Source organism: Flavobacterium sp. W21_SRS_FM3 (assembly GCF_052113625.1).
GTDB lineage: Bacteria > Bacteroidota > Bacteroidia > Flavobacteriales > Flavobacteriaceae > Flavobacterium.
Genome location: NZ_JBGQOD010000010.1, coordinates 25784 through 43956, shown reverse-complemented (window position 1 = coordinate 43956; position 18173 = coordinate 25784). Strand labels below are relative to the sequence as shown.

Here is an 18173-nt window from a genome sequence, read left to right as displayed (position 1 = left end):
TTAGTTAAAGCTTTTGGTTTTTTAAGTAATCAATAGTAAACTTCCCTTCGTTAAAGAGTAAGTCTAAAATGCTCAAATTATTTATAAAACCGTGTTTGTCTTCAAATACCTGGATGTATCTTTCAAACTGAGAGTTGTCTTTTTTACCATTTATTAATGTACGGTAATCTGTGATTAAGTTGGTGTCTACTTCGTGAATATAGTCAGTTGTTTTTTCAAAATCAAATTTCAATCGTAAGCATTTTAAAACAACATCTATTGTTTCAAAATTTAAATCTATTAAAAAGCGGTGTTTCTTTTCAAAGATTGTTCGGATATCATCTTCAAAAAATTCGAAAAAAGGAGAGCTTCTATATGCGGTCTCAAGTGATTTAAAATGCTGTTTTTGCCAATCAAAATCGCCGTCTATAAGTATTTCCTTAGTTTTTTGTTGGTTTACTGTAGCATGCTTAACGGGTATGTTTAAAAGCTGAATGCCATTAGGACTATAAATATAAGTTCTATTTCTATTAGTTTGCTTTTGAAAATTATCTTCTACTTCAAATATAGTTTTTTCAGCCTGTACCATTGCCACAAAATGACTTATTGACGGAAAATAGCTGGGATGGAGTAAGGTTTTCATTGGGCGTATTATTTAAAAAATTAAGGATTAAAGTTATGGCTAACTTTAATCCTTAAACTCAAAACTTTTTTAATTAAGCTTTATTCTCTTTTCTTTTTTTCCAAAAGTACTCTCCTACAAAAAATGCAGCTAAAGCGATTAGGAAATATTTAAAATAAGATTGTGGTTGGCCTTCGCCACTTACAGTAGTAAATACTCTGTCCCATCTCACTTTATTAATTCCTTTACCGTTAGTATCCCAGCTCATCCATATGAACACTGGTTTTCCTACGATATGGTTTTCTGGAACATATCCCCAGTAGCGGCTATCTTCAGAGTTGTGGCGGTTATCACCCATCATCCAATAATAATTTTGCTTGAAAGTGTAATTTTTGATCACTGTCCCGTTTAATCTAATTTCATTCCCAACAACTTTTAAATCATTTTTCTCTCCGTTATCATTCAGTTCATAATCACTGATTATTCTTTCGTAAAAAGGTAATGTTTCGGCGTTTAATGCGACTGTTTTTCCTTTTTGTGGAATGTATATGGGTCCAAAATTATCTTGATTCCACTTATTGTTATGAGGGAATATGCCTGACTCAATACCTGAAGCTATTTCTCTATTTACAGCCGTTATTCCAGGTACATTCTTAAGTCTTTCAGCAGATGCAGCTGTTAAAGCCCTGAAAAGCAAAGTGTCTTTTCGATCATTATTTTTGAAATAGACCATTTCTGTGATGTCTAAATCTTTTAATAAATATTCGAAATTAATAGGTGTTTTACCATCAATTGCAACTGAATATGAAAATTGTGGTTTTGCTCTTTCAGGTAATTCTAAAACTTTGCCATCAATATACACAATACCATCTTTAATGGATAGACTATCCCCAGGGACACCGACACATCTTTTTACGTAATTTGATTTTTTGTCTATAGGTTTGATTACTCCCGGACTTCCTTTTGGCTCAAAGAAATAATGAACGGTATCTACAGGCCAGTTGAAAACCACAATGTCAGAACGTTTGATTTCTTCGATACCTGGTAATCTAAAGTAAGGCAATTGCGGCCATTTTAAATAAGATTTACTTTTAGTAAAGGGTAATGAATCATGCACCATAGGTGCCGCAATTGTAGTCATAGGAACTCTTGCACCATAATTTACCTTACTAACAAATAAGAAGTCACCAATAAGTAAAGATTTCTCTAATGAGGAAGTAGGTATGGTATATGGCTGCACAAAATAAGTATGTACAAAGGTAGCTACTATGATAGCAAAAAGTAATGAACTAACAGTATCCGCAGCCTTGTTTTGAGGATTCAAACTTCTATCAGCAGTGTAATGTAACTCTTGAGTATAATTGACATAGTAGATGTATAATCCAAAAGTGATAATTCCTAGAAAGGTATCTAAGGTTGATCTTTTTCCGAAACTTCTTAGTGTTTCTATCCAAATAACGGGAAACATAATCAAGTTGATTATTGGAATAAAAAGCAATAAGGTCCACCAAGTAGGGCGGCCTATTATTTTCATCAAAACGATTGCATTGTAAACAGGGATAGCTGCTTCCCAACGTTTTCTACCAGCAGCCTCATACAGTTTCCATGTTCCTAAAAAATGGACTATTTGTACAAGTAAAAAAAACACAAACCATTGATAAAGTGTCATAATTTTTTATTTAAAGTTGAATGCTTAAGATTGTTTCATTCGAAGAGTAATCTTAAACATTGGAATAATTTATTTTAAATCTAATACATCTTTCATTGAAAACACACCGTGCTTACCAACGATCCATTCAGCCGCAATGACGGCGCCAAGTGCAAAACCTTCACGGCTGTGTGCTGTATGTTTAATTTCAATAGTGTCCACATCTGAAGTATAGGAAACAGTGTGCGTTCCTGGAACAGTGCCTATCCTTTTAGCTTCAATGTGTATTTGATTGGCTTCTGGTTCTTCTAATGTCCAAGCTGTATAATCCGAGTTTTCGATTACGCCTTTGGCTAAAGATATTGCTGTTCCGCTAGGAGCATCTAGTTTTTGCGTATGGTGAATTTCCTCCATTTGAACTTGGTAACTATCTAATTTTGCCATCATTTTGGCTAAATATTCATTTAGTTCAAAGAATATATTAACTCCAAGACTAAAGTTAGAGCTAGAAATAAAAGCTCCATTTTTCTCCTTGCACAGGGATATCATTTCATCATAATGATCTAACCATCCTGTTGTACCTGATATAACGGGAACATTTGCATGAAAACAATTTGAAATATTGCTTACTGCTGCATCTGGCACACTAAAATCTATAGCGACATCAGCCGTTTCAAGTCCATCAAAACTGTTGTGACCATCTTTTTTTAATACGATTTCATGGCCTCTTTCCAGCGCAATTCTTTCGATTACCTGACCCATTTTTCCGTATCCTAAAAGCGCAATTTTCATTTGTAATTTATTTAAAGCATTATAATTTTTAGATAGTAAAAAATAGCTTTACTACTTTTTCTAAAAGTTGTAATTAAAAGTTAGTCCTACATTTGTCTTTAATGTTACATTGTCTGGGTAAATTGTAGGTCGTATAGATAAATTTTCATCGACATTAAATTGTATTAATGCAGCGTCTACGTTAGCATCAATAATGTTTAAAACATAAAACCCTACGGTTACTAATAAAGATAAATCTCTATTGCGTTGGTAGAATTTTTGCCCAGCAATTAGTCGGTTGTTGTCCAGATAACTATAATCGTCATCATTGTAGCCTTCTAATCTACGTTTGTAAGCGTCTCTATATTGATTGTATTTTTTATTGTTATCCAAATAAAAATAAAGACTTGTACCCATTGCGCCATATACAAGGGGGATTTTCCAATATTTTTTATTGTAAGCTTGTCCTAACCCAGGTAGAATGGCAGAATAAAAAGCTGCCTTTGCTGGTGTCAAAGGATCAATATTATTAGATGTAATAGAGTCTTTTGCAACGAGTACAGCATCTGTTTTTTCTTGTGCTAAAACAGTGGTGCTTCCCAAGAAAAAAAGAAATGAGACTATGTAAATTACTTTATTCACTATTTCTTTATTAAATCAATGATTCTTTTAAAATCTTCTTCAGATTGAAACGGAATCGTAATTTTTCCTTTTCCATTGTTAGCCACTTTGATGTCTACTTTATTTCCAAAATAGCTATTGAATAGATTCTTATTAGAATCCTCAATATTAAAAGAGGCGGTTTTAGTTTTTGTAGCGGCTTTAGGTTTTAAACTTTCTTGGTACGCTTTTACTAAAGCTTCTGTATCACGAACAGAAAGATTTTGACTTACGATTTTTTGATAAATCGCCGTCTGTTCGTCTAGATCTTCAATATTGATAATTGCTCTACCGTGGCCCATGCTGATAAAGCCATCACGAATTCCAGTTTGGATGATTGGATCCAATTTTAAAAGACGCAAGTAATTAGCAATAGTAGAACGTTTTTTACCCACTCTATCGCTCATTTGTTCTTGAGTCAGCTGTATTTCGTCCATTAATCTTTGGTAAGAAAGTGCAATTTCAATAGGATCTAAGTCATGACGTTGAATGTTTTCAACCAAGGCCATAACAAGAGATTCGTTGTCATTTGCAATTCTAATATAAGCAGGGACAGTGGTTAGACCTACTAATGTTGAAGCGCGTAAACGGCGTTCTCCTGAGATTAACTGGTATTTGTTAAAATCTAATTTCCGAACAGTTATTGGTTGGATTACGCCTAGTTCTTTAATAGAAATGGCTAATTCCTTTAGTGATTCTTCGTTAAAATTACTTCTAGGTTGAAATGGATTTATTTCAATAGCGTCAATTTCAAGCTCAATTATATTCCCTACAACTTTGTCGGCATTTTTATCGCTAACTGATTTTATGTCGTTTTCTGGATCTTTTAATAATGCCGATAATCCTCTACCTAAGGCTTGTTTTTTTAGTGCTTTTGCCATAAAACTATTTACTGTTTTTCTTGATAACTTCTTGAGCTAGGTGCAAGTAATTTACTGCTCCTTTACTTGTAGCGTCGTAGTTTATGATGCTTTCGCCAAAACTAGGTGCTTCGCTTAGTTTAACATTACGCTGAATAATGGTTTCAAAAACCATATCATTAAAATGTTTTTGAACTTCTTCAACTACTTGATTGGATAAACGTAATCTTGAGTCATACATTGTTAGCAATAATCCTTCAATGTCTAAATCAGGATTATGAATTTTCTGGATGCTCTTGATTGTATTTAATAATTTTCCTAATCCTTCTAGTGCAAAATACTCACACTGAATAGGTATGATAACTGAATCTGATGCTGTTAATGCATTTAAGGTTAACAATCCTAGAGAAGGAGCGCAGTCAATTATTATATAATCATATTGATCCTTTACACTTTCCAGTGCTTTTTTAAGCATGTATTCTCTATTTTCCTTGTCTACCAATTCGATTTCGATAGCAACAAGGTCAATATGTGCAGGAATAACATCAACATTTGGTGCACTACATTTAATGATAGCTTCTGCAGGTGTGTGACTATGTTCTAAAATTTGATAGGTACCTATCTCAATACTTTCGACATCAATTCCTAGTCCTGAACTAGCATTAGCTTGAGGATCAGCATCTATAAGTAGTACTTTTTTTTCTAAAACGCCTAAGGATGCAGCAAGATTAACTGATGTTGTTGTCTTTCCTACTCCTCCTTTTTGATTAGCAATCGCAATGATTTTGCCCATTTATTTTCTGAATTTTGAACCGTAAAAATACAATTTATTATGGTTTCTAAAAATCTATTTTGTTAACATTTGTTAAAGCCTGATTAGGGAACAATTGACTCTTTTTTTGTTTGTTCCTAATTCAATTTATTTTTAAGTAAAAATTTTGATTTAGCTTTTAAGATATTGGCCTTCACTATTTTTAGTGCGTTTTAAAATAGACAAGTGGTTGGTGCCATTTTGAGGGTGAGGGATTGGACAAATGCATTTACTTATATATAGAAAAATAAAAGGTGTGTTTTCTAGAATAGTTTTCTCGCAAGGTAAAGTTTAAATAGTTTAGAAAACAAAAAAGCCAAACATTGCTGTTTGGCTTTTGTCGGGGTGGCAGGATTCGAACCTGCGGCCTCCTGCTCCCAAAGCAGGCGCGATAACCGAGCTACGCTACACCCCGTAACGCGAGTGCAAATATAAAACTTATTTTTAGTTTTGCAAGCGATTGATTAAAATAGAATGTTATTATTTTCAAATAGCTAAAATTGATATTTTTTTGCCCATATTTTTTATTAAAAAACTACATTTGTAACTTCAAATTTGAATAAATAAAGAGACTATGTCAGATACAATCGAAAAAATAAAATGCCTTATTATAGGTTCTGGTCCTGCAGGTTATACTGCTGCTATCTATGCTGCTAGAGCAAACATGAATCCAGTATTATATCAAGGAATGCAGCCTGGCGGACAGTTAACAACTACAAATGAAGTTGAAAACTGGCCTGGTAATCCAATAGGAATTACTGGTCCAGAAATGATGGTACAATTGCAAGCTCAAGCAGAACGTTTTGGTACTGATGTGCGCGATGGCTGGGCTACAAAGGTTGATTTTAGTGGAGATATTCATAAAGTATGGATCAACGATACAATTGAATTGCATTGTGAAACTGTAATTATTTCAACTGGTGCTTCTGCTAAATATTTAGGTTTGCCTTCTGAGCAACATTATTTGAAAATGGGAGGTGGAGTTTCGGCATGTGCTGTTTGTGATGGTTTCTTTTATAGAAACCAAGAAGTGGTAATTGTTGGCGCAGGGGATTCCGCTTGTGAAGAAGCACATTATTTGTCTAAACTTTGTAAAAAAGTTACGATGTTAGTGAGAAGCGATAAATTTAGAGCTTCAAAAATAATGGAAGAGCGTGTGCGTAAAACAGAGAATATTACTATCTTAATGAATCACGATACTGTAGAGGTGATGGGAGATGAGCAAGTTGTTACAGGAGTTAAAGCTTTGAATAAAACAACTGGTGAAACTTTTGAAATTCCTGCTACTGGATTTTTTGTTGCTATTGGTCATAAACCAAATACGGATATCTTCAAAGATTTTATCACATTAGATGAAACAGGTTACATTGTCAATGTATCAGGATCTTCAAAAACAAATGTTGCTGGAGTTTTTGTAGCAGGTGATGCTGCTGATCATGTATACCGTCAGGCAATCACTGCTGCTGGTACAGGTTGTATGGCTGCACTAGATGCTGAAAGATATTTGGCAGCAAAAGAATAAATATTTTAAAAGCTAAAATCAAAAAGCCCCATTTATCAAAAGATAATTGGGGCTTTTTGATGCGTTTTAATGTCTTACTTTATCTTCTTTAATAACTTTGCTTCATCTGTAAGCTTTCTTAAATCGATCTTGGCATTGCCAAAAAGTTGGATTTCTGATTTGTCTGCAGCTTCAATAATAACACTAGTTTCTGCATTAACCATAGCAGTCGAATAACTTTCAGTAGTAATAGCCATATTTTTAACTAGTAGTTTATCAGCAGTTAATTTAGCATTATGATCTAAACGAATGACGGCGTTTACAGCGTCACCCTCTACACGTGCCTCTGCTTTTTGATATAAATCACAAGTTAAATCTGTAGAGGATACTAATGTTTTTAATGATGCATCTTTACTAAGTACTATTTTGGCTTTTTGAGATTTAAGATTTAATTCAATTTTTGATTTGTCATCTGCTTCGAGGGTAAATGCTTCTGTAACCGCATTCATATATACTTTAGAATTGTCTAAAGATTTTACGTTTAGGCTATCCGTAATAATTGCCTGAATAGCATTGATCTCAGCTTCATTTGTAGAAATGATATTTTTTAATGCCGAGGTGTAGGTTATCTTAACCATCAACTTTCTAAATCGCGTAGCTTCTTTTGAAGTAAATAGATGGAGCGTGTTATCTCTTAAATCAACTGTAATAATATCGTGTAGGTTGTCATCAGCCTCTATTTTTATAAATGGTTTTTCTCCTTTTTCCAGATGGACTTCTATATTATCAGCTACTTCTATGGTTTTAAAATCCCTAATTTGTTTTTGCTCCGTAGTTACTTTTCTAGAGCCTTTTATTTTATTCTTTTTTTGGGCTAAAGCTACAGTGGAGAAAAAAGCTATGAGTAATAAAGTAGTGAATTTTTTCATTTGAATATAAATTAGGGTTTTTACAAATATAAAAAAACCATCCACTTTTGATGAATGATTTGATTATTTTATGGTCGGAATTATTTTAATTCAAGCCAATGCTTCCTCCAGAGCTCGAATTTTTTTCTATTGATTTGGGAGTTTTTGTATAGGTAATGCTGCTCCCGCTCGAAGCTCTTGCTTTTAAACTAACTATTGGATTAACTTGTATAGAGGCACCACTCGAAGAACGAGCAGTAGCTTCATTCACTTGTAAATCCTTAGCATCGATAACGCTACCGCTAGAGGCAGTAGTCTCTAGATGTAAAGCGAGACCGTCTACGTTAATCGAACTACCGCTAGATGTTTTGCAAATTACTTTTTCGGCTTCCAGATGTAGGTCTATGTTTGCTGCGCTGGAAGTTCTTAAATCGACACTCTCTCCTTTAATAGTATTGATATTAGTAATTGTAGATGCACTTGAAGCTTGTAATTCTTCGATAATAGGCATTTTTACAGTCACTTTTTTAGAGTTAATATCAATAAAGGAGTTGTAATCACATGCAATTATTAGCACACCATTTTCCACTTTAGTAGTAATATTTTCTTGTAAATTATCATCAGCCTCAACTGTAACTTCAAATTTATCGGCCTGTTCTACAACTACATCAATAGCATTGCTTACTTCTATACTTTTAAAATTTTCATTTATCGGTCTATTTTCGGTTGTTACATTACCGCTTCCTGTTATGGATTTTAAGTTCACTGAATAGTTGCATGAAGTAAAAAACAATGCAAGTAAGCTAACCAAGATCCATTTAGTGATGATTGTGATAATTTTCAACATGATTATTTTGTTTTAATAATTATACCGTCTTTATTGATAGTTAACTCATGTATGTCACTATTTGATTTGATAATGGTGTCATTAACAATAGAAACACCGTTTTGGTTTATTGTTATAGAGTTGTTTTCATCATCTTCAAGATGTACATTAACATCGCTATATTCATCTTCATCAGCAGGGCAGTCTAAGCATTTTACTTTGGTTTCAAATACTTTATAAAGATATTTGTCTGAACTATGGTGCAAGTTAAAGAATTCATTATTAGACCTGTCGTAATTGCGTACACTTGAATCCACCTTAAATAAAGTTCCTTCTGGCAAGAATAATGTTATTTCGATCTCTTGATCTCTAAATTTATTTTTTACATCAGTGGTTAAATAATTGTCTAAAATCAATTGTGCTCCCACAATTTTATAGTGATAATTGATTTGTTCAGCTCGTTGTTTGGCTTCTGATAGTGATTTTCCTTTAGCTTCTTTTTCAATTTGAATGTAAGCTGTTTTTTCATCTGTGCTTTCTATTCTAAAACGAACTTGATTCGAATAAATGATATTGGCATTAGTTGAATCCTGAGTGATCTTGAAATCATTTCTGTCATTGATGTTTTTAGCATAGTAATCATTATGCTTAAATTTTATCTGTAACGTATCTGTAGCTTGTAAAAGAATATTCTCTTTCTTAACTATTCTACCATCATTAGAAAATGCTGAGGCTTGTCTTATTCCAATTGAAATTGCAAGTGCAATAGCAATTAACCAAAGAGCGAGCAAGGTATATTTTGCTATATTTCCTATTGATTTCATGTTAGGAGCCAGTAATTTAAAGCCTAGAAGTGTCAAGAAGAAAAACGGAATTCCTATTGCAAAAAACATTAGTAAGCCGAAAGACCAAATAGGATATTCCGTATAGTTTCCAGCTTCAATAAAACTCTGCCAAGGCAAGTCAATTACAGCATTAGATCCTAAAGTAAATACACCAATAAAAAGAGCAATTAATGTACTAAGACCAATAATGATTAAAATAATTCCTAGAAATTTTGCAAAGACTTTAAATACAGTCATGATGAAATCACCAAAAGTACTTCCTATTTTATTAGCTCCCGTTTTAATCTGGTTGCCATATTTATCATAATCTACATTCTTGAATTTGTCAGAAACGTTTTCAAATTCCTCTCTAACTTTTTTTTCGATGTTCGAAATGTTCACTGGTTCACCGTACATCTCTAATTTTTCAGCAGTAGTTTTTGCCTCAGGCATTACAATCCATAGAATAATGTATGCTAAAACTCCTGATCCAAAAACGAAGACCATAAGTAAAAGAAAGATTCTAAGCCAAACTTTATCAATTCCAAAATAGTGGCCTAATCCTGCAAGTACACCACCTATCATTCCGTTTTCGGTATCACGGTATAATTTTCTTGATTTTCTAGGAGAACTATAATTGTAGCTTTGTTGTGCCGTGTTTTCGTCTTCTATGATATAGTCTTCTGGTTGTCCCATTACGGCAATCACCTCATCTACATCTTTTAAACCCACCACGTGCTTATCGCTTTTTTGTTTCTCATTCAATAATTCTGAGACACGCATTTCTATATCTTTAATAATTTCATCTTGTCCAGATGAGTTAGATAAAGATCGCTTAATTGCATCAAAATATCGGGTTAGTTTTTGGTACGCATCTTCATCAATATGAAAAAACATTCCACCTAAGTTTATATTTACTGTTTTGTTCATGACTATAGTTTTTGGTTGGTGATTAGATTTACAGCGTCAGACAATTCAGTCCATGTGCCATTTAATTCTTTTAAAAATGTTTGTCCTATTTCGGTTAGACCATAATACTTTCTAGGTGGTCCTGATGTAGATTCTTCCCAGCGATAGCTTAGTAATCCGTCGTTTTTTAATCTGGTTAATAACGGGTAAATAGTTCCCTCAACAACCAGTAGTTTTGCGTTTTTTAAAGTGTCTAATATCTCTGATGTATAAGCATCTTTCTCTTTTAATACAGATAAGATACAAAACTCAAGAACACCTTTGCGCATTTGGGCTTTTGTGTTTTCAATGTTCATAATTTCATTTTTGTTTTTTGATTAAACTGCTCATTTTTTGATTGATTTTTGATGATTGATTTTTGACGCTATTCCTGCTGTTTGTTTTGTCTTTCTAGTTTAAGATTTGAAAGAAATCCACTTTTATCAGGAGTAGATATGCTATTTTATAAACGGAATTGTAATTGGATATTTGAATCGCTCTCCATTAGATGTTTTGATAGCTGCATAGATTATTAAAAAGAATTCGGCCACTTTTAAAATTCCGAAAATAAATAAAGCCATTAATCCAATAGTGATTAATCCGATATTACTGTCAAAATCAAAATTATTGATTACAAAACTTTCATCATGGATTACTGTGTGAAATGGAATGTTACTAAAAACAGTAAAAATGAAAATAGGAACTGCAATTGCAATTAATACTAAAGAGTATAATAACAAACTCAATTGAAAGTTCAGAACTTGTTTTCCATTATAATCCACATATTCTGATTGGTCTTTTTTTGAACTCCAGATTAGGATTGGAAATATATAATTCCCAAATGGAATGAAATATTGAGTTAATGAACTCAAGTGAATAAAGGTAGCTGCATTCTTTTCGGTTACTGTTTGCATTTTCTTTTGATTTTTGATTGATTGTTGTTTTGTTGATGATTGAAACCCTAAACTACATTATGAATTAGCTTGCCTAGTAATTTCTTATACAAATATATGTCTAAAAGACAGTATCTTGTATCGCATAGTAGTAAATATTAACATATTTTTAACATTTAAATTTTATTATGTGTGCATAGTATTTTTTTTGTAAATTAGCAGAAAAACCAGCAATAATGAAACTTACCGCCTCTAAACTTAATAAATTCTTACTATTTAAATTGCCCTCTGCATTTTTATGTGGCGTTCGTGTAAAAGAATTAGATGAGAATAAATGTATTGTATCTGTAAAACACCGTTGGATTAATCAAAACCCTTTTAATTCTATGTATTTTGCAGTTCAAGCAATGGCTGCTGAACTATCGACTGGTGCGTTAGTTATGTACCAAATTCAAAAGAGTGGAAGAAAAATCTCTATGTTAGTAGCTAATAATAAAGGAAACTTTACAAAGAAAGCTACAGGTCGTATTACGTTTATTTGTAAAGATGGTCATCTAATAGAACAAGCGATTCAACAAACCATAGCAACGGGAGAAGGGCAGACCTTCTGGATGAAATCAGTGGGGCTTGATGAAAAAGGGGTTCAGGTATCAGAAATGGATTTTGAATGGAGTGTTAGAGTAAAGTAACTACGGTTAGCTTTTAAGTAATAAAAAATAGTTATGCTTTCTTTACACAACATTTTTTTTCATCTTTTCGGGTTACAGCAGCAGTACATTTCTTACCTTCTGCTTTACATTTTGCTTGGCATTTTGAGACTTCAGCAGCCGTCATTGCTTTATGATCTGCTTCATTAGCACAACATTTTTTTTCCTTTTTCGGCTCACTTTTAGTAGTGCTTTTTGCATCTTGTGCATTAGAGCTAATAGTAAAAAGTACAAAAGCAGCAAATAAAATAATTCGTTTCATAATTTTGTTTTTGGGTTTGATATCCAAATATATAAAAAAAGAATACGTGTTAATACTCAAATTAATTTCTTTATTTACTGTTGTCTTAATTTTCTTATCTAATGATTATTTTTTTACTAATATCCCCTTTAGAGGTTTGTATTTTAGCTATATAAATACCAGTGCTCACTTTTTTAATAGGAAGTTGAATGTTGTTTTGATCCTCATTACTAATATCCCAATTGCTTATAGATTGTCCAAGGATATTGAATAAAGTAATTTTACTTATAATAATATCTTCTTGTCTATTGTGTAATGTAAGTGTATTACCATTTTTTTGATAACTGAGCGCTAATTCATTGTCAGCACCTGCAGCTTCTGTATCTTCTTTAATTACTTTGTTCTTATCTAAGAAGCGCAATGAAAAACGGGTCTTATTTTCTCCTTCTGGTAAAATAATTTCAAAGGGAGCTTTACTGATTTCATGATAGATGTCTGTTTCATTATCATATATATACACAGCTTGATTCTTCTCAAAGTTTTCTAGTTCATCAATAACAAATTTTACTTTCCCAATAGAGTCTGTTTTAACTCCAATAGGGTAGGAGGCATTTGTGTCGAAATGCCCAACACCTTGAATAATCAATTTGTTCTTCCCAGCTAAGAAATAAATATCATTTGGTAGCTTATCAAAACTTGTTCCGTCATAGCCATAATCGATACTATCTGTTGCTTTTTCATTCATGAAACCTAATAAGATTTGTTTATGGTAATCGTTACGAGAATTCAGTCCTAGGCGGATTCTCTTAATAGTGTCCTTTGCGATAGGATCGTTATAATTGTTGTCCCACTTAACAGTCTTTCCTGATTTTAATTTGTATAAAGTATTAGATGCTATCGTATCTTCTTTAACAAAAGCTCTTTGGCTATTTTTAAAAATTACTGTGCTTACTGTGGAATTTGCGCGACCTATGATAAAAAAACCTTGACCTACTGGAATATATTGGCTAGGTATTCCTTTAGAAGGAGTACCTGATTTACTGATGAAGTTTACATTAGAAGAAGATGGGACCGTGCCTCCTGTTAAATTTCGAGTGGCATAACCTCCTTGATAATCTTTCAAAATGTGGGTATTGTTCGTGCTGTAATGTTCCCAAAAATACAATGTGCCACTAATAGCATCACTTGTGTCTGTTCCTGCAACTGCTATATTATCGTTAATAAAGGCCGCAGCATTTAAAGCTGAAGGGTATGGGTTTCCAGCTAATAACAATTGATTTGGTCCTACGGAATTGGTTTTTATAACTCCATTATTTGGTTTGCCTATAAAAGTATAATTTTGAAGCGCTGTGCTCGCACCGCTTCCTTTCATAGTATAACCTTGTCCAACTCTTATATTTCCGGTCTCGCCAATGCCAGCCCAGTTTGCATAAGCGTTGCTATAGTTGTCAAATTTATAAACCCAATAACGAGCTAATTTAATAGGGTTGCCGCTGCTACCGTCATATCCACCAACCCACGAAATTGGTTTTGGTGTGGTTGCATCTGTTCCATCCATCATAATGCTGGATAAATTATAATCTTTATTGTTTGCATTATTATTAATAATGCTAACAGGGGAACTCCAGTAATTATAATTATATTTGTTTGATTGTCCTTGCTGATCTCTTTCAATACTTCCTAAACTCAGTACATCTAAGTCACTTTCGGTACTCTGTACTAACTGAGACATTCCTGTTAAATCTATTTTTCCATCTAGTTTTAAATACCAATCGTTTTGTATTTTAGTATCATTGGTCATATTAATTAAAATTTCAGGATCAACGATCATTCCTAAATCGATATTATTTGCTGTTTCTGTAATATTATGACTCACTTTAACGATTGACCAATCTTGTTCCATAATGTCTTCTCCTCTTATTTCTTTGCTAGGGCTATCTACTGCTTCAGCGAATCTCCCGCTCCTTTCTGTTAAGAAAGGCATTGGGGCTTGTTGTAAGTAGATATTTTTATGATTGTAAATTCGAGCTCCTGTTAGATCACTTGCCGAAGTAGTTAAATCGTCGATAACATCATCTTTATAAACATCCATTCTATAATAACGCAATAAATTTGCAAAGGGTAATGAATTGGGAGTAGAAGCGATATTTTTTGGTACAATACTTCCTCTGATTTCTGAGCTAAAATTTTCAACTTCTTGATATACCATTCTTTGCAGGTGAGCCTCGCTTAATGCTACATTAAAAACTCTTACTTCGTCCATTTTACCTTTAAAATAACCTGTATTTGATAATGGGTTTTTACCAATAGTTAATAATGATGTGTCCGCTTCTATATTGCCAGATAAAACTTGATTGGCAACTTCCTTTCCATTAAGATATAGTTTTAAATTGCCCCCCCCGTATACTGCGGCAACATGATACCATCTTTTTGTTGACAACTCAACTCCATAAGTTAATGTAGTTCCATTTACAGTAGCTTCGAGTTTTTTAGCACTATTTATTTTTAAGATAAATTTGTCCTGTCCTAAAATTACACCATCTGAAGTAAATAAGCTGTTCATATCTATCCATGCCATTAAAGTAGCACTAGATAAACCTCCTAAAATAGCTGTACTTTGACCATAATCATTTCTTCCATCAAAGTCTAATAATAACTTTGTATGTAGATCTCTAGGGGAACCAAAATAAGATGTATTAGTATCAAATATATCTAAAATACCATCTTTATCAATATCAGTAGAACCATCGATAATTCCGTCATTATTAGCGTCTAAAACTTTATAATCATAAATTAATTTGTTGTTAGTTATGTCAAAATTTATACCATCGGACTTTGTATCGAGGTAGTCAGGTATCCCATCACCATCCGTATCTTTTAAAAAAGTTGTAGCAGCGTTTGCTGTAGCAACACCTTGGTTCAAATTACCGTACTGATTTATACCGGTACCATAATCAAATATGTCTAATATACCATCTCCAAAAAGTTCAGGTGTACCATCTCCATTTATATCTTTAAATCGAAATGCCTCTGACTCCGGACCGTTACCTACACCATCACCATTAATATCACCATCACCATTTACAAATCCAGATACTGCATTTGTATTACCCGCTCCTGACTCATCAACATCAAAAATACTGTCATTATCACTATCTAAATCTATGTAATTAGGTGTGCCATCGCCATCAGAATCTATAGGTGCTAAAGCAGCATTACTTTCTGCGCTATCGTGTAGACCATTTTTATTATCGTCTACCCAGCTAACATCTATTTTACCTTTACCGTTAGTGAGTGCACCTAATCCAACTTCAATAATATCTTCGATTCCATCATTATCGGCATCTAAGTCAAACAAATCTGCTATTCCGTCGCCATCCCTGTCACATAAAGTTTGTGTAATTGATATATCATCAATTGCTAGATCATTACCAAGACCTCCTGTTTCGTTATTGATAAAAATGACTTTGAAAGCACTAACATTAAAGATTAAGTCTGCTTTAAAATTATACCAATCACCTGATGCATTACTTGCACTTGTAGGCGCTATTTGACCAGTACTTATGGTTGCAAGAATGTTGTCACTTAAATCTCTAAATTCTACTTTAATATTGGGTCTTAATCGTGTAGCAATTCCTCCTGCATCAGATCTGTCAAGATTAATAACCCAAAAGCTATACGTAATTGGAGTTTGAGGGAGTGCTCCAGTAATTAAAGCGGTATAAAATATTCCTGGGGTATAGTCAGCATTAAACATAGCCATACGGCCATTAGCGTCCCCAGTGTGGTCACCACCTCTATACCATATTCCGCTTGGGCCTGTGGCCCAGCTTGCAATCAGTGCGCTAGGTCCCACGGTATATTCACCATCATTTAAATCGCCTCCATTCTCATATAAGTAGGAAGTTGTTGCTGCATAAGTAGTATTAATGGTTGTTCTTTCAGTACCAGATCCAAAAGTCTCATTTAAGAATTTGTAGTTTACATTATAACCATTTGAATCTCTGCAGTTTTTCTCTTCGGTTATATCCAGTATACCGTCATTATCGTCATCAATATCTATGTTGTCAAATATGCCGTCACCATCACTATCGTAAAAAGTTTGAATACCTATACCTTTAATTTTGAAAGTATATGGATTCTCATTACTATCATTGTTGGAAATTGAAACTGTAGCCTCTTTGTTTCCTATTGTGACTGGATCGAAAGAAATGGTAATGCTTATACTGTTCATTCCTGAGATTGAAGCTGGAAATGTTGCTGAATTGGTAATTGTAAAATCACTCGCACCTGTTAATAAGATAGAGTTAACGGTTAAAATATCTGAACCTAAATTTAAAATTTTAAAAGTTTTGCTAATGGCTCCTGAACTAATGTCTAGAGAGTTGAAGTCCGTACCGTCAGTACCGTCTGGCGTAAGGTCACCACTTACAATACTAATATTATTACCTTGTACATCAATTTCCCTAGGGCCCCAGGTAACAACTACTCTTCCATTTGCTCCAAACCCACCATTTCTTGTTCCGCTAGAGACTCTATAAGCCCCGCCACCACCACCTCCTGGCGATGAACCTATGGTTCCATTTCCGTCATTGACTGATCTTGCATTTCCACCATTTCCACCACCTATTGGAGCTATTGCACCAGAAGCATTTAGAGAGTTGACTCCTTTTGTATTATTGCCTGCAGATGATCCTCCGCCTCCACCAGACTTTGAAGCGGAAGCATTAGCACCATTACCGCCAGAAAAAGCAAAATCACCTACACATGATGTTGCATCACCGCCAGCAGCTCCGGATGAATTGTTTTCTGTAACACTTCGCCCACCCTTAGCTAATACTGTCGTTAAATTATTGAACCATGAATCACCACCATCAGCATTGGACGTACTTCCTGCGCCAACAGTAACGGTATAAGCTGTTCCTGGAGTTACTGTCATAGTTTTCCTCGCATAAGCACCACCACCACCACCACCAGAGCCTCCGTTAGTAGTTCTAGTTCCTCCTTTACCACCAGCTCCCCATGTTTCAATTGTTATTGACGTGATACCTGTAGGAACGGTAAAACTTCCTGACGTATTAAATGTTTGCTGTCCTTGGGCATGTCCAAGAATTACGAACAGAAAAAAACTTAAAGTTTGAATCCACGGTAATTTATTAAAAGTAGTTTTTCCCATGCTTGTATAGTTAGATAGCTCTAAAAAGAAAATAAGAGCCTTTTGAAAAAGTTAAAGGTAAGTAGAGAAGATTATAAAATCGATTAAAAGTAAAAATAATCGATAAAGTGCATAATTATTGACTAATAAGTAAGTATAGTATTATGAAAATGGAAACTAATTTACTGGTTAGAAAGAGGTTATAGGAGTAAAATCCTTATGTAAGAAAACTACAAAAATATTATGTTATGGATATTTAATGGGGTGAAAATCTAGTTACTTAAATTTGATTTGATCATTCTATATATTTAGACTCAGTTCTAATATAAGTTCGTCTAAACCTTATTTTAAATACTATTTTTATTTAATGCAATTGATTTTATAAATACTCATGAATATAGCGCCTAATATGAATCTATTATAATGTAAATAATTAAAAAATTTTGATTTAGTTTAATTCAAACAAAAAGCCCTTAAACAATTGCTGTTTAAGGGTTTGTTTTTGTAGCTAGAATGAGATTTGAACCCTTGTCCGCCGTGGCGGATATGAAAACTGAAATCAGTCTTTTGAAATATTTTTACATCTGATTATCAGTTTGTTATTAATATTGTTTAATTGATTTATCTTGATTTTTTTATTTTTTCCTCGCTCGTTTTCCTCACTTTTTTGTCGAAAGATCAATCAGGATTATATTGTAAAATTTCGACAAGATTAAAAAGCAAATAATATCAAATTTTACCATCTATAATTTAAATATTTAAAAAGAAAATCACCAATTTACCTGAAGAAATTTACTTTAAAAAAATTGTTATTATATG

The 18173-nt window shown here is 33.4% G+C and carries 15 protein-coding genes and 1 tRNA gene; 2 read left to right on the top strand and 14 right to left on the bottom strand.

The features are described 5' to 3' along the window. Positions 1 to 4: 4 nt before the first annotated feature. The 7 genes from ACEN2K_RS13405 to ACEN2K_RS13375 form a co-directional block, all read right to left on the bottom strand. Positions 5 to 622, bottom strand: coding sequence for a WbqC family protein (locus ACEN2K_RS13405; RefSeq protein ID WP_441759842.1), 618 nt, complete (start codon positions 620 to 622; stop codon positions 5 to 7). A gap of 73 nt (positions 623 to 695) precedes the next feature. Next, positions 696 to 2270: a signal peptidase I gene (lepB, locus tag ACEN2K_RS13400; RefSeq protein WP_441759841.1), complete on the bottom strand. Its 1575-nt coding sequence runs from the start codon at positions 2268 to 2270 to the stop codon at positions 696 to 698. Between the two features lie 69 nt (positions 2271 to 2339). Then, positions 2340 to 3041: a 4-hydroxy-tetrahydrodipicolinate reductase gene (gene dapB, locus ACEN2K_RS13395; protein ID WP_441759840.1), complete on the bottom strand. Its 702-nt coding sequence runs from the start codon at positions 3039 to 3041 to the stop codon at positions 2340 to 2342. 60 nt (positions 3042 to 3101) lie between these two features. Beyond that, positions 3102 to 3662, bottom strand: a complete 561-nt coding sequence (locus tag ACEN2K_RS13390; protein WP_441759839.1) for a DUF5683 domain-containing protein — start codon at positions 3660 to 3662, stop codon at positions 3102 to 3104. Next, a complete protein-coding gene (locus tag ACEN2K_RS13385; protein ID WP_441759838.1) occupies positions 3662 to 4561 on the bottom strand; it encodes a ParB/RepB/Spo0J family partition protein in 900 nt (299 codons plus the stop codon). The genes ACEN2K_RS13390 and ACEN2K_RS13385 overlap by 1 nt, the downstream gene beginning before the upstream one ends. A 4-nt stretch (positions 4562 to 4565) precedes the next feature. Then, complete coding sequence (locus ACEN2K_RS13380; RefSeq protein WP_441759837.1) at positions 4566 to 5333, bottom strand: ParA family protein; 768 nt, start codon at positions 5331 to 5333, stop codon at positions 4566 to 4568. Positions 5334 to 5691: 358 nt separating this feature from the next. Next, positions 5692 to 5766: transfer RNA gene (locus tag ACEN2K_RS13375), tRNA-Pro, on the bottom strand. A gap of 159 nt (positions 5767 to 5925) precedes the next feature. Here ACEN2K_RS13375 and trxB point away from each other — a divergent pair. After that, positions 5926 to 6873, top strand: a complete 948-nt coding sequence (gene trxB / locus ACEN2K_RS13370) for a thioredoxin-disulfide reductase (RefSeq protein ID WP_441759836.1) — start codon at positions 5926 to 5928, stop codon at positions 6871 to 6873. A 74-nt stretch (positions 6874 to 6947) separates the two neighbouring features. Here trxB and ACEN2K_RS13365 read toward each other — a convergent pair whose 3' ends face one another. The 5 genes from ACEN2K_RS13365 to ACEN2K_RS13345 all read right to left on the bottom strand — a co-directional run bounded on the left by ACEN2K_RS13365 (position 6948) and on the right by ACEN2K_RS13345 (position 11272). Continuing rightward, positions 6948 to 7781 (bottom strand): GIN domain-containing protein, encoded by an 834-nt coding sequence (locus tag ACEN2K_RS13365; RefSeq protein WP_441759835.1) that lies wholly within the window; start codon positions 7779 to 7781, stop codon positions 6948 to 6950. An 85-nt stretch (positions 7782 to 7866) separates the two neighbouring features. Then, a complete protein-coding gene (locus ACEN2K_RS13360) occupies positions 7867 to 8607 on the bottom strand; it encodes a head GIN domain-containing protein (RefSeq protein ID WP_441759834.1) in 741 nt (246 codons plus the stop codon). Positions 8608 to 8609: 2 nt separating this feature from the next. After that, positions 8610 to 10340 (bottom strand): PspC domain-containing protein, encoded by a 1731-nt coding sequence (locus ACEN2K_RS13355; RefSeq protein ID WP_441759833.1) that lies wholly within the window; start codon positions 10338 to 10340, stop codon positions 8610 to 8612. A 2-nt stretch (positions 10341 to 10342) separates the two neighbouring features. Next, positions 10343 to 10675: a PadR family transcriptional regulator gene (locus ACEN2K_RS13350; RefSeq protein ID WP_441759832.1), complete on the bottom strand. Its 333-nt coding sequence runs from the start codon at positions 10673 to 10675 to the stop codon at positions 10343 to 10345. Positions 10676 to 10816: 141 nt separating this feature from the next. Next, entirely contained in the window at positions 10817 to 11272 is a 456-nt protein-coding gene (locus tag ACEN2K_RS13345) for a DUF4870 domain-containing protein (protein ID WP_441759831.1), read from the bottom strand. A gap of 215 nt (positions 11273 to 11487) precedes the next feature. Here ACEN2K_RS13345 and ACEN2K_RS13340 point away from each other — a divergent pair, with 215 nt between their 5' ends. Next, positions 11488 to 11940, top strand: a complete 453-nt coding sequence (locus ACEN2K_RS13340) for a DUF4442 domain-containing protein (protein WP_441759830.1) — start codon at positions 11488 to 11490, stop codon at positions 11938 to 11940. 31 nt (positions 11941 to 11971) lie between these two features. Here the strand turns inward: ACEN2K_RS13340 and ACEN2K_RS13335 are convergent, their stop codons facing one another. Further along, a complete protein-coding gene (locus ACEN2K_RS13335) occupies positions 11972 to 12220 on the bottom strand; it encodes a hypothetical protein (RefSeq protein ID WP_441759829.1) in 249 nt (82 codons plus the stop codon). A 94-nt stretch (positions 12221 to 12314) separates the two neighbouring features. Beyond that, complete coding sequence (locus ACEN2K_RS13330) at positions 12315 to 17375, bottom strand: LamG-like jellyroll fold domain-containing protein (RefSeq protein WP_441759828.1); 5061 nt, start codon at positions 17373 to 17375, stop codon at positions 12315 to 12317. Between the last annotated feature and the right edge of the window lie 798 nt (positions 17376 to 18173).

Bases quoted from the DNA above. Each gene is read 5' to 3' on its own strand.
- ACEN2K_RS13405 (WP_441759842.1), bottom strand. From the start codon at position 622: ATGAAAACCTTACTCCATCCCAGCTATTTTCCGTCAATAAGTCATTTT.
- lepB (WP_441759841.1), bottom strand. From the start codon at position 2,270: ATGACACTTTATCAATGGTTTGTGTTTTTTTTACTTGTACAAATAGTC.
- dapB (WP_441759840.1), bottom strand. From the start codon at position 3,041: ATGAAAATTGCGCTTTTAGGATACGGAAAAATGGGTCAGGTAATCGAA.
- ACEN2K_RS13385 (WP_441759838.1), bottom strand. From the start codon at position 4,561: ATGGCAAAAGCACTAAAAAAACAAGCCTTAGGTAGAGGATTATCGGCA.
- ACEN2K_RS13380 (WP_441759837.1), bottom strand. From the start codon at position 5,333: ATGGGCAAAATCATTGCGATTGCTAATCAAAAAGGAGGAGTAGGAAAG.
- trxB (WP_441759836.1), top strand. From the start codon at position 5,926: ATGTCAGATACAATCGAAAAAATAAAATGCCTTATTATAGGTTCTGGT.
- ACEN2K_RS13365 (WP_441759835.1), bottom strand. From the start codon at position 7,781: ATGAAAAAATTCACTACTTTATTACTCATAGCTTTTTTCTCCACTGTA.
- ACEN2K_RS13360 (WP_441759834.1), bottom strand. From the start codon at position 8,607: ATGTTGAAAATTATCACAATCATCACTAAATGGATCTTGGTTAGCTTA.
- ACEN2K_RS13355 (WP_441759833.1), bottom strand. From the start codon at position 10,340: ATGAACAAAACAGTAAATATAAACTTAGGTGGAATGTTTTTTCATATT.
- ACEN2K_RS13350 (WP_441759832.1), bottom strand. From the start codon at position 10,675: ATGAACATTGAAAACACAAAAGCCCAAATGCGCAAAGGTGTTCTTGAG.
- ACEN2K_RS13345 (WP_441759831.1), bottom strand. From the start codon at position 11,272: ATGCAAACAGTAACCGAAAAGAATGCAGCTACCTTTATTCACTTGAGT.
- ACEN2K_RS13340 (WP_441759830.1), top strand. From the start codon at position 11,488: ATGAAACTTACCGCCTCTAAACTTAATAAATTCTTACTATTTAAATTG.
- ACEN2K_RS13335 (WP_441759829.1), bottom strand. From the start codon at position 12,220: ATGAAACGAATTATTTTATTTGCTGCTTTTGTACTTTTTACTATTAGC.
- ACEN2K_RS13330 (WP_441759828.1), bottom strand. From the start codon at position 17,375: ATGGGAAAAACTACTTTTAATAAATTACCGTGGATTCAAACTTTAAGT.